Raw genomic sequence first — 12,124 nt, 5'->3', positions numbered from 1 at the left:
AGTTTACTTGGCTTATATGCTTTGTTAGCGATTTTCGATTTAGAGCCACTAGATCTTCAAATCACTGCCGCGCCTAGAAGCCAAGTAATTCTCGCTGAACACGCATCTTGAGGCTACTTGAGTATAAAGGCATCGAAATGAGAAGTCAGTGTGCGATCCAATCTTCCAATTTATGTTCGTGCTTAAGCACGACTGTTGCTGCTAAGGAGGGCAGAAAAATAAGCAAGAGTAATTATGACTTTAAATACTGTGAAAAGAACAATCCAAATCACCACACTGGCTTCGCTGGTCTCACTGTCAGTTACACCAGTATTGGCAGACGATTATCAAGACATGTCTGACCCGCTGGCAGTGTACTCTCAAGCGGGAATGGGAGTGACCAATAAGGGTATCAACTTCAAATTCGGACAAGCTTATGACACCAATAACGACTCAACCATGGCAATGCATGTTATTGAAGCGAAAGGCTTTGCTGCTGACTCATTGGGTCTGAAGGGGGATGACAGTTTTGACTCGCTGCGTTATCGACACTTCAACGTAAATACCGATACCGGGTTGGGATCGCAGGTAGATTTGAACTGGGACTTTGATAACAAATTGGGCTCTGCCTCTTACTCGTTGATTCAAGCGCTACCAAAAATGGGACCAGTGCAGCTATACCCGTTGCTAGGTATAGGCGTGAACGTGGCCGACATTCACTCCAGCTTGCTTGACTCAGAGGCAGATTATGATGGATCCATCGGTTACACCATCCCATCGAGTTTTGCTTTAGTCGGGCTGTACTCAAAAATCGAAATTACCGACAACATCTGGCTAAATTACAATCCAATGTATACCAGTCAATTGGGTGGCGTAGAGGCGTTTAGCCAGCTTTATGGTTGGCAGCATGAAATAGCAGCCAGCTATCAGTTAAATAACAGAAGCAATGTACGAGCGTTCTGGAATTTTGGTGAGGCATTGAATGGCACGGACTTTAGGGTGGAGTATAACTATCAGTTTTAATTACTGATGCCGGCTCTAAAACTATCAATTAAACAAGACGCTAATGGACTAGCGACAACCTTAAATAGGTATCGTTATGAAAAAAACAGCTCTATCGCTATTAATGGCTTCACTATCATTGAGTTCTGTGACATTTGCCTCGACCAACACGCCGACAGACGCAGAATTAACCGGGCAGCGTGTCTACCATCATATGGAAAATATGGTGGCTTTTATGGAGAAAAATGGTGTTAACACGTTTGAGCATCCGGGTTTAGCTGATCATACATGGGATGTGATTACCCCCGCTTTGGATCACATATACGCCAAAGCGATGTTAGATGTGACAAACGGCCCCGTAGAAATCCAGGTGCCGTCCAGGGAACAGCAACGTTACGCGTCCCTTCACCTGATTGATGCCGAGCATTTTTCGATTTATCACCAAGTGACACCTCAGGCCGGTGGTCGTTACCTCATAGTGAGGGAAGGGGCTGATTATTCGATTCCCGATGGCGACTACATTGACACGATAACAGTGAAAGATGATCTGATTTTTTCATTTATCCGCGTGCAAACTTTTGAATATCGCGATAATGGAATGGCTGATGAATGGCGCAAGCAATTGGTTGTGAACAATATGGCTCCTGCGTCGGATATAACGCTTCCTGATCGACAAGACGTACGAGCGGTGATTCAATTTGCTGACCAAATCTCCGATGGTTGGGAGCAAACGCGCGATAACATGCAGGCCGTTATTGCCGATGAAAGTTATGACCAGGAGAGACTGGCTGAAGTTCGTCACTATGTCCACTCGTTGGCCAGTTCGGGATTAGTGGTCAATAATTTGTCTGGCTTCGAATACCCGGGTCACCCCGACGACTTGGCCGATGAAAGAAGACGTTCGGTGCTTACTCACTTAGGACATTTGGGCTTTCCGGCAGAGCATGCTTATTATGAGTTGATTCCAATGACGTCAGAAGGCAACAAGCTTAATGGTGCAGAGGACTTTGTGCTCACTATGCCTCACCATCAGGCAGTTGGTAAGTTTTGGTCGGTGACACGTTACTCTGATGACACGCGTCTGCCTCTGGATCCTGCCTCTATTGGAGGCTCAGAGCGCCAGGTTTGGGCGGGTGGTAATACTGTTCCTGACGCAGAGGGTAACTTGACCATTACCTTCTCCAGCGCTGACCCTAACAATGGTACTTACTGGATGCCAGTCATTGATGGTGAAGACTATTACTTTATTGTGCGTTACTACTTGCCTCAGGAAGATCTGGCGGGGAAGACGGCTCAAAGCATTATCTATAATGGGTCTGAGCTAGAAGCCATGATGGTACCTAAAGCGACGTTTCATTACAGAAATTAAAGAGATGCGTTAGTAATAAACAGGCCAGTTATCAGTGTAATGCTGGTTGCTGGCCTGTATTGTTTAGCGACTTACCTGGTGTGCTCCGGTCTCTCAGTGCTCTCTTTTCGTTTCTTGGGGAGCATGTCCAACACCTGCTGCACCCATTTTGGGGTGTAGCCCTCTCCCTGACCGCCAGAATAGGCTAATGATCCCTGCTCATCTGACTTTCCGGACCTTACTTCTTCAACGACTTCATAAAAATCACCGAGCATGCGCTCCACTTCCTGATCAGATATCGGGTCGATGGTGAGATGAATTGCGGGGGGGTGAGTGTTACCAAGCAGGCTCCAGCCGCGCTGTGCCATACCGCCGATAACTTTCGTAATATCGAGAGTCCTTGAATCAATGATAAGCAGCGACAGGTCAGTTTGCGTGGTATGCAAATCGGAAGTACCCGCCAAGCCATCAATCAGTTTCTTCTTGATGGTCATGATTCGGTTGGCATTCTCAACATAGCCTTCTTCGCCCAGGTAGTTCATGACCGCCCACGCGCCTGCGGTGGAAGCAAATGTCCGGCTTCCTCCTAAAGAATGAGAAAAGTAGGTGCCGCATGGCCAGTCATCTACCACCGTATAGTGATGGAATTGCTCGTCACCACTACGGTACATCACCGTTGACATCGGCTTGGGTGCATAACCGTATTTGTGCATGTCAGCAGAAATGGAGCGAACGCCTGGAACGTTGAAGTCCCAGTCAGGTACGTCGTAACCCGCTTTCTTAACGAATGGAGCCAGATACCCCCCGACACACGCATCGACGTGAAGCCACAGCCCTTTTTCAATCGCAATATCAGAGAGCTCTTCAATGCGATCATAAACCCCAAAAGGCCAACAAGGCGCGGAGCCTATCAAACCAATGGTGTTTGCGTTAATCGCCGCTTTTGTTGCTGCAATATCAACACGGTTATCGCTTGCGACCGGTGTTCGCACTATCTTGATACCGAAGTATTTGCCACCACGAGAAAAAGCCGAGTGTGCCGAATAAGGCATCACCAGTTCGGGCTCTTTGATGTGTGGCATGGTTTCCCTTGCCCAGTCGCGCATCGCCTTCATTGCACAATAGATAGATTCTGAACCACCAGTGGTGAAGTTTGCTCGCATGTCCTCACTGCCGTGGAAGATCTCACGAATCATCTCGATCAGTTCATCCTCAATTTGGCCGGCAGGTTTGTTCATGAAGGTAAACAGAGCATTGAATGAGAAGAACTTAAGCGCCGCCTGTTCCACGATATCCTGGATATCTTCGTTGCCCTTGAGTGAATACATACCAAATCGACCTCCGTCGACTGGAACCATCTGTTGTTTGAGCTCGTCAAGTTTGTTCAGAACTTCTTGTTTTGCGTATCCACTCTTTGGGAAATAGGTGTTGCTTTCTTGCATAATCGGCATAATTCAGACCTTTGGAGTTAAGCGGAAAGATTCAAAAAGTGGGTACGGTATCCCATCATCAGGGCGGTGAGCTTAGACGCGGTCAGGGCGGTGATGTGATTGACATCATTGGCAGGGCACAGTTCGACAATATCGAAGCCACAAATGTTGCCTTTTGCCGCTCTGTTAAGTTCAAGCAGCAGCTCTTTCTGTTGTTTGAAGGTCATGCCGCCTGACTCCGGGTGTGTGGTGCCTGGGACGTAAATTGCGTCCATGCCATCGATGTCGAGTGAGACGTAAGTTGGCACGCTGGCATCGATAACTTCCTGCATAATCGCTTCTGCTCCGCGGGCATCGACTTCGCTTACTGGCACAATTCGAATCCCGGCCTGTTTTGCACGTTTAAACTCGGCTGCGGTAGAGTTGCGCGCGCCAATGACGGTAATGTTTCTCACAAAGGGCAGTCTGCGAATATGGGTGGTTTGGGTGCCATGGTTAAATTCTGACTCCAGCGGCATGTCGGCGAAGTCGAGGTGGGCATCGAAGTAAATGAAGTCAATCTTGTATCCACAGTTTTCAAAACCACGCACTAGCGGATAGGTGATAGAGTGATCACCCCCTACCGTGATGGGTACAGCACCTGCCTTTAAGACCGCTTTGACGCTGTTGGTGATGCGGTTTCGGTTCAGTTCACCCTCTCCTGGGCTGATGACGACATCACCGATGTCACCAATTTTAGTGCCTTGGAGAAGCGTGAGATCGGTATCTACGTCATATAAACCGACGTCGCCAATATCGAAGAATATGGTAGGAGGGTTATCGCGCAGCGCGTTGGGCATATCGGCCTGTCCAGATTGGATATGGGGCGCAAAGGTTCCTTCTGCGAAAGGCACGCCGAGCATGGCGTAATCCAGCGTTTGTGCCGATAAGTCTGTGATGCGCTCCGCTCCCATAAAGGTGCGAGGAGGCGCGTAAAAATTAGGAATGGTATCTGCCATGGTCACTCTCCATAGTGCGGTGGCTGCATTAGTCATTTTTGCAGTAGATATGTTGGCAGCAGAAGTACGCAAATAATTGACAGTTAGAACCATAATTGACATTTTGGACAAATGTTCAGGATAAAATTGGATTTTTATGAACTTGAAGGACCAGAAGCACCAGATCGCGGCCACCTTGGTCAAGCACCTTTCAGAGATAGTAAAAAGTGAACGTCCGGCGCTGTTTACGGGATTAAAAAGGCAGCTTAATGAGTGGGACGGAGTAAACTCGACACTGAGCTTGGTCACCGCCGAGCGTCTTATTAACCACTACAACAAATATATCAGCGGGCTGTATTTGCGTATCTATGGGCGAGTGTCGGTCGAGGATTTTGGCCTGTACGGCTACGCTATCGCCTCCAGTCGAAATGTGCATTCCGGGCTTCGCCTGTCCCAGCAATTTCTGTCCATGACCACCACCTATTATCAGGAATCTCTGTATGAGGACGAGGGTGGTCTGAGTATTGTCCCGGATATCGATAGCCAGTCACCGAATATACAAGTGCTGAGTGAAGACTTTGCGGCCGGGTACTGGGCATTGCTCAAGCACATTATCATAGGTAATCGAGAGGATATGGAGCACCTGGTGTTTGAGTTTTGCTATCCTGCCCCCCGTCACTTTGATCTGTACGATGCTCTGTTTGTCGGTTGTACATTACGTTTTAATCAACCGACCACACAGATTCGCTTACCCCTTACCTGGCTAAATGAGCCGATTTCTTTTGATCGCACAAAAGTCGACACAATGCTGTCATCGCAGTTAATGAAGGAGTCGAAGCCGGATCAACGCCCGGGCACGGCATTAAAACAACGTATCATTGCCGTCGTGGTTGGCTCTCACTTTACTCTCACCAGTATGCCAGACATTGCCACAGAGTTTTCAATTAGTGCGAGACAACTAAGCTACAGGCTCAATAAAGCTAGCCTCAGTCTGCGTGATATTGTTTTGAGCGCCAGAATGTCGGTTGCCACACGTCTACTGACCAGCACAGAGCTGGATATCGGCACCATCGCCGAAACCCTCAATTACAGTGAATCGAGCGCTTTTGTCCGAAGCTTTAAATTGTTTTTTGCGGTGTCGCCATTGCAGTATCGGTTTCTGCACCTTGAGACGAGTTGGCAGGGAGCCAGAGCTATTTAGTGTGATGAGTGAGGCGAACAATCCTTAACGTGCCAGGTTGCGAACAGGGGAGACATGATCATCGAATGGCACATGGCGACGGCGAAACGCAGTGTCTTCCACGACTTCAGGTGCGCTTATCCGATCCATTCGAAAATGGCGGAAGTCTTCACGTGATGGATCCCAGCACACCAAATACCAAAGTGGTGGCAAGATAAGCAGGGCTTGCGGCTCTACGTTACGTTGGCTCGTTACCCCTTTGGCATCCCGATAGTGAAAGCGCAGCTGTCGCTTTTTGATAAACGCTGTTTCAAAGGTGGGCAACAATGCGGTATCCATGGCACCTAGATTGGATATGTCCACTTGCGGAGCAAGTTTTCCAATGTAAAGGCAATCCAGAAAACGACGTAATTCGCGAACTTTGTCCGATGGCAGGGCTTTTTCTATTTTCTCAAGGCCAGCCTCCGCGAGCCCCGAAAAGGGGACGTTTCCGGCTGCGCGCATCGACGCTACGCTGATAAGAAGCGCAAAGATCTCTGACACCGAGAGTCGCACAGTGGTTTGCACAGATTGCGGGTCCAGTTGCACGCCGCCACCTCGTCCAGGATCAGATTGAATTACAAAGCCCTCATCACGAAGCGCACTAATATCACGCAATATGGTGCGTCGTGATGCGCCAACCTGATCTGCCAGGTTGGCGATGGTGGATGTGCCGTTACGGCGAAGGCTGCGCACGATGGCGTCTTGTCGTTGGCGAACGTTCATTGGGTAAGAATTCCATTCTATGGTGCCAGTTTTTGTCACCAAATGATTATATAAAGTCTCTGTTCAAAACAGCAAGCATGTAAACGCACGGTCGACACCTGTTGGTGAGAATCGGGATTAAACCTCTCGCTCGGGGGAGTGCGATGCTATTGCTCAACAAATAATGGAGATAGCCATGTACAATTTAACCGATTTCCCTAAACCCACTCTTATTCCCGTCAATGGCGTCGAGCTTGAAGTCTTCGAAGCGGGCCAGCACAACGCCGGAAACCCAATAGTACTGTGCCATGGTTGGCCAGAGCACGCTTATTCCTGGCGCTTTCAAATACCTGCCCTTGTCGCGTCCGGTTATCATGTCATCGTTCCGAATCAGAGGGGCTATGGCAACTCCTCTTGTCCGGCAGACGTTATGGCTTACGATATTGAGCAGCTAACTGGCGATGTCGTTGCCCTTCTCAACTATTATGGATACCAGGATGCCATTTTTGTTGGCCATGACTGGGGGGCGATGGTCGTCTGGGGTCTAGCCTTGCTGCATCCGAACAGGGTCAACAAAGTGGTCAACCTGAGTTTGCCCTACCAAGAGCGTGGCGACACTCCCTGGATCGAACTCATGGAACAATTACTGGGTGGTGACCACTACTTTGTGCACTTTAATCGACAGCCTGGTGTGGCCGACGCGGTTTTAAATGAGAATACATCGCGCTTTCTTGGCAACCTGTACCGGAAAAACGAGCCAGCCAAAGTGCCAGAGCCGGGTATGGTCATGATCAATCTTGCCAGAGCAGAGTCCCCCCAAGGTGAGCCACTAATGAGTGATCGTGAACTGGCGGTGTTTGTCGACGCCTTTGAATCGACTGGATTTACCGCAAGTATTAACTGGTACAGAAACCTGGATCGCAACTGGTCCTTACTGGCGAAAGTAAGCCCAGTTATCCAACAGCCTACGTTGATGATTTATGGTGAAAGAGATGCTATCCCCAAGTCAGAAACACTCTCAGAGTTTGTACCCAATGTCGATGTTGTCAGCTTGGATTGTGGTCATTGGATTCAACAAGAAAAGCCGGAGGAAACGAATCAGGCGATATTACATTGGCTGCAATCTGAGAGTACCTCTTAACCTGCTCCGAGAGTGTGTCCTTTGACGAAGGCTTAATTGCTGAAGTGTCACTTAGCTGTCCAAGTGAAAAGAAATGTATCCTTTTGCCACCTCGTGCGTGATGTTAATAGGTACATCACAATAAGGGCACACAATGTTAGGTGTTTTCACGCAATTAGCTGACTGGCTTGCATACTCTGTCATGGGACTTGATCCGGATACCTCGCTTGGCCTCGGCATTCACTTTTTTATTGAAGATACCAGTAAAATTCTGGTCCTTCTTATCGTCCTGATTTATCTCATTTCGTTTCTTCGGGCAGCGTTAAGTGCAGAGAAGGTTCGCGACTACCTGCAAGGCAAAAACCGAGGTGTGGGTTACGGTCTGGGCGCCATGTTTGGCGCCATCACCCCGTTTTGCTCCTGCAGTTCTATTCCTTTATTCATGGGATTTGTGTCGGCACGTATCCCTATTGGTATCACCGTCGCTTTTTTAGTCACCTCGCCGTTAATCAATGAAGTGGTGGTGATCATGTTGGGTAGCATTCTGGGGATAAAATTTACGGTGATGTATATCGTGATTGGTATGGCGTTAGGTATTTTTGCTGGACTCATTCTCGACGTTTTTAAGGCGCATCGCTGGTTGCAGCCGTTTCTGGCCAAAGCCTACCTTCAGGCAGATAAGTCCCAACCCGGCGGTGGAGATGCGTCGACTCAAGAACGATTGACTTATCGCCAACGTCATCAGTTCGCCGTGAATGAAACCAGCGCAATCGTCTCGCGCATCTGGAAATGGGTCATTATCGGTGTTGGTATCGGAGCGTTTATTCACGGCTTTGTCCCGGCTCAATGGTTTGAACAAAACTTGTCTGAAGGTCAATGGTGGACGGTACCACTGGCAACAGTCAGCGCGATTCCAATATACACCAATGCCTCTGGGGTGGTGCCCGTTATGGCTTCTCTTATCGAAAAAGGTATGCCTTTGGGCACGACTCTCGCATTTTGTATGGGGGCTGTCGCCATCAGTTTACCTGAGTTCATGATGCTCAAGCAGGTAATGCAATATCGCTTGCTTGCACTGATCACTGGGTACCTGTTTGTCGCTATCTCCATAGTGGGGTGGTTGTTTAATGCGTTTTATTAATGAAAATCAAGGTGGTAATGATGAAAACAATTCAGGTATACGGTTCGGGCTGCAAAAATTGTGTGGTAACGGCAGAGAGAATTTCACAAGTGGCACAAGAGCTGGGAATTCAGGTTAAGATAGAAAAAGTCACCAGTTTAGAGCAAATTTTAGAAGCAGGAGTGATGAGTACTCCTGGTGTGGGAGTTGATGGTCAGATACGACATGTTGGTTCGGTTCCGACAACAGATAAGGTGCGAGAGATACTCTGCTAACAATGTGAGCTAATATCAAATAAGACGTTGTTCGTTTGGGCAACGTCAACACATTATGATTTGGGTTAGGTAGATGAAGTGCTTAATGAAAGCGTGGCAGGAAACAGAGTCCACGCTTTATGGCTGGCTGATAAAACAGACTCAGAGCCAGGATGAAACGGAAGACATCATGCAAGAAGTGTTTCTCAAAGCACTGTCGAATAGTGAGCGTTTTTGCTCATTGCAAGATGGGAAGTCTTGGCTGTTCAAAATGACCAAAAACCAGTTTATTGACCGTTGGCGTCGTAAGATTGAGTCTGAAGATATCAGCGATCTGGAGGCACCTGATGCGACACTTCCTGTGATGAAGCAATTGCAAACGTGCTTGCCGCGGATCTTGCCGACATTGTCCGAGAGCGATCGGCACATAATTGAAGTCTGTGATTTAAACGGTGTTACGCAATCTGAGTATGCGAGAACACAAGGTTTGACTCTGCCAGCAACGAAAGCGCGGCTTCGCCGCGCTCGCATTGAATTAAAACAAAGACTGATTGATGAGTGCCACGTTGTGCAGGATCGGTCAGGAGTTTGCAACTTCAAGCGCGCTCAATGAGCCTCGTATGCAAGAGAATCGAGGACCCCTAATCCACTATGTACGCCGCCTTCGGTGGTGGTCGATGCTTTGCTTCGTACCAAATAGCCGGCATAACCATTATCCGCGGTGACCGGTTTTCCATTTAGGTGAACCGTGAATAGACCGAGTTCACTAATTAGATCATCGACGGTATCTGCCACACCATCTCTTACCACTAGGGCTGGAGTTGATCTTGGTGCTGGGCGAACTCGTCGCATCAGTGCCCATGTCTCATATTGATCTGGTGCAAGCTGATGCAGTTTCCGGGGGATATCTTCACCAAAAATGCAGTGCCCGCCGCCTTCTCCTTGGTTTTTAAGTACCCAGTTGTCGACATTTTCAGTGCGAATAAACTCGGCGCTTTTTTCGTTCACCAGTCTCATTTCACCAAGGAGTGCTTTTACGCGCACTGCTTGTTGCAAAGTGAGATCGAAACGCGTCAGCTGCTCAGCGGTCATAGAAGTAAGCAGCGTTTGTACTCGCTTACTGGTTGCGAGTTGTTGGCTGACTGTCGCGTTGACGGCAACCTTGTGCTGCTCAATGAAAATTCGGGTATTCATTAAGGTGTCACAACACTTTTTGCTATCGAGATCGTGCGCTGCATAGTCGCAATACTGATAGCCGGCTCGTAAATACACCACATCGATACCGCCGACGCCATCGAGTATCAGGCGCTCATTTTCTCCGGTAGTCAGTGAGCTGTGCAGCTGTTTGAAGGTGCGTCGGTAAGTCTCAATACCCATCTCACGCAACTGCTGTTCGAGTAGGAACTGATCGAAAATGTTGTCTTCATTTTCCTGCACCACCATTAAAAACTTAGCGAGGTCTCGTTCTTCGGTTTGCGCTTTGATGCCTTGCGCCACATGCACAACCCCCTCAGCTAATCGGCTGATAGCTGGGTTGTCAATAAGCGGTGCATGCGGGTTTTCGCTCCAGTTGGCAAACGCATTGGGCGTTTGTTGCTGCAGGTAGCGGTGAAGTTCATGGGCTCGTTGTCCAAATGGTCCCATACCTGCCGCAATGCCGTTAAACTCAATAAGTTGTGGCCCTGCCTCGTGGTCATCCATGAAATCGGTACGCATCATTAGCAGCGGCGTTCGTTTGGCATCGCCTTGCTGGTGAATGGCTTGATGCATAGCGAGTAGCTCGCGAAAGAATGCATCTCCTTGGGCAACAGGCTCGATCGCTTCTCGAAGAAATTCATGATTTTCAGCAACTGCGTTGATCAATTGACCAAAGATCGGCGCTGACTCTCGAAGTGCATCGAAGCGAGCCTCAGAAATTGTCGCCGGCGTAAGGCTAATCGCGGCGTGCTTGCTGCTTCCTGGCGTCGCTTTTAACATCACATTGTGGGTCATCATCCAGTTGATGGCATCTTGTATAGCGGCTGTTGAGTAGTTCATTTTCATTGATACCTTCAGGTTGGTTTTGATTGTGGATTGCTCCTAATCGCATTGGACGATGGTCATACCGAGTGGCACTCGGAGACACCAGAATGCTCACATTTTGATATTTCTAATTTGTTCGAAATAATACTCTCAATTTTGATGCTGTCAACGTGAATGTTAACTCTCCAAACGCTATTGATAGAAAACACCAATCAAATAGATAGGAAAGGACGAATTTTCAAAATCACTCTCTCGTTGCAATATATCCACATCGGCGCAGGACAGTGCCACACCAGATAACAAGACCATATTGAGAGAGTAAAAATTATGATTAACACCACTATCAAGCCATTTTCAGCAACAGCTTTCAAACAGGGCGACTTTGTAGAAATTACAGAGCAGGACGTGAAAGGTAAGTGGGCTGTTTTCTTCTTCTACCCAGCGGACTTCACATTTGTTTGTCCAACTGAGCTTGGTGACCTTGCTGACCATTATGCAGAGCTTCAAGAGCGCGGTGTTGAAGTTTACTCAGTATCAACCGACACGCATTTTACTCACAAAGCATGGCATGACAGCTCAGACACTATCGGAAAAATCAACTACTACATGGTTGGCGATCAAACCGGCACTATCACCAACAACTTCGGTGTGATGCGTGAAGGTCAAGGTCTAGCAGACCGCGCGACTTTTCTGGTTGACCCAGAAGGTGTAATCCAGGCAATGGAAATCACAGCAGAAGGCATTGGCCGTGACGCAGAAGACCTGATGCGTAAAGTGAAAGCAGCGCAATACGTAGCAGCGAATCCTGGTGAAGTTTGCCCGGCGAAATGGAAAGAAGGTGAAGAAACACTCGCACCATCTCTGGACCTGGTTGGCAAAATCTAAACGCTCTTAGAGCTTAACCAAACGCAGCAATAGACGGCATTTCGTGTCCGTGTTGCACGCCCC

12 protein-coding genes are annotated in these 12,124 nt (G+C 48.3%); 8 read left to right on the top strand and 4 right to left on the bottom strand.

What is annotated here, in order from left to right:
• The first annotated feature begins 234 nt into the window (after window positions 1-234).
• A complete protein-coding gene (locus tag C4S60_RS22975; protein ID WP_103882818.1) occupies window positions 235-1,002 on the top strand; it encodes a hypothetical protein in 768 nt (255 codons plus the stop codon).
• 76 nt (window positions 1,003-1,078) lie between these two features.
• Window positions 1,079-2,350 (top strand): DUF1254 domain-containing protein, encoded by a 1,272-nt coding sequence (locus C4S60_RS22970; protein ID WP_103882816.1) that lies wholly within the window; start codon window positions 1,079-1,081, stop codon window positions 2,348-2,350.
• A 71-nt stretch (window positions 2,351-2,421) separates the two neighbouring features.
• Here the strand turns inward: C4S60_RS22970 and C4S60_RS22965 are convergent, their stop codons facing one another.
• Window positions 2,422-3,780, bottom strand: a complete 1,359-nt coding sequence (locus C4S60_RS22965; protein WP_103882814.1) for a pyridoxal phosphate-dependent decarboxylase family protein — start codon at window positions 3,778-3,780, stop codon at window positions 2,422-2,424.
• A gap of 17 nt (window positions 3,781-3,797) precedes the next feature.
• Window positions 3,798-4,757 carry an arginase family protein gene (locus C4S60_RS22960; protein WP_160111398.1) on the bottom strand — a complete coding sequence of 320 codons (960 nt, stop codon included), beginning with the start codon at window positions 4,755-4,757 and terminating at the stop codon, window positions 3,798-3,800.
• A gap of 136 nt (window positions 4,758-4,893) precedes the next feature.
• Here C4S60_RS22960 and C4S60_RS22955 point away from each other — a divergent pair, with 136 nt between their 5' ends.
• Window positions 4,894-5,937, top strand: a complete 1,044-nt coding sequence (locus C4S60_RS22955; RefSeq protein ID WP_103882810.1) for an AraC family transcriptional regulator — start codon at window positions 4,894-4,896, stop codon at window positions 5,935-5,937.
• 24 nt (window positions 5,938-5,961) lie between these two features.
• Here C4S60_RS22955 and C4S60_RS22950 read toward each other — a convergent pair whose 3' ends face one another.
• Window positions 5,962-6,681 (bottom strand): helix-turn-helix transcriptional regulator, encoded by a 720-nt coding sequence (locus C4S60_RS22950; protein ID WP_103882808.1) that lies wholly within the window; start codon window positions 6,679-6,681, stop codon window positions 5,962-5,964.
• 175 nt (window positions 6,682-6,856) lie between these two features.
• On the opposite strand from C4S60_RS22950, the gene C4S60_RS22945 reads away from it, so the two are divergent.
• The 4 genes from C4S60_RS22945 (at window position 6,857) to C4S60_RS22930 (ending at window position 9,767) form a co-directional block, all read left to right on the top strand.
• Entirely contained in the window at window positions 6,857-7,801 is a 945-nt protein-coding gene (locus tag C4S60_RS22945; protein WP_103882806.1) for an alpha/beta fold hydrolase, read from the top strand.
• 133 nt (window positions 7,802-7,934) lie between these two features.
• Window positions 7,935-8,921 carry a permease gene (locus tag C4S60_RS22940; RefSeq protein ID WP_103882804.1) on the top strand — a complete coding sequence of 329 codons (987 nt, stop codon included), beginning with the start codon at window positions 7,935-7,937 and terminating at the stop codon, window positions 8,919-8,921.
• Between the two features lie 20 nt (window positions 8,922-8,941).
• Window positions 8,942-9,175 (top strand): thioredoxin family protein, encoded by a 234-nt coding sequence (locus C4S60_RS22935; RefSeq protein WP_103882820.1) that lies wholly within the window; start codon window positions 8,942-8,944, stop codon window positions 9,173-9,175.
• A gap of 85 nt (window positions 9,176-9,260) precedes the next feature.
• Window positions 9,261-9,767 (top strand): sigma-70 family RNA polymerase sigma factor, encoded by a 507-nt coding sequence (locus C4S60_RS22930; RefSeq protein ID WP_244183183.1) that lies wholly within the window; start codon window positions 9,261-9,263, stop codon window positions 9,765-9,767.
• Here C4S60_RS22930 and C4S60_RS22925 read toward each other — a convergent pair.
• The gene (locus C4S60_RS22925; RefSeq protein ID WP_244183182.1) at window positions 9,761-11,191 is read right to left on the bottom strand and encodes a glutathione synthase; all 1,431 of its coding nucleotides are present in this window, start codon (window positions 11,189-11,191) and stop codon (window positions 9,761-9,763) included. The two genes, C4S60_RS22930 and C4S60_RS22925, sit on opposite strands and share 7 nt — an antisense overlap.
• 312 nt (window positions 11,192-11,503) lie before the next feature.
• Here C4S60_RS22925 and ahpC point away from each other — a divergent pair, with 312 nt between their 5' ends.
• Window positions 11,504-12,061 carry an alkyl hydroperoxide reductase subunit C gene (gene ahpC / locus C4S60_RS22920; protein ID WP_042500071.1) on the top strand — a complete coding sequence of 186 codons (558 nt, stop codon included), beginning with the start codon at window positions 11,504-11,506 and terminating at the stop codon, window positions 12,059-12,061.
• Window positions 12,062-12,124 lie beyond the last annotated feature (63 nt).

This window comes from Vibrio hangzhouensis (assembly GCF_900107935.1).
Taxonomy (GTDB): Bacteria; Pseudomonadota; Gammaproteobacteria; order Enterobacterales; family Vibrionaceae; genus Vibrio; species Vibrio hangzhouensis.
The sequence above is the reverse complement of the archived record's forward strand: the minus strand, read 5'-3'. Positions and strand labels throughout refer to the sequence as shown.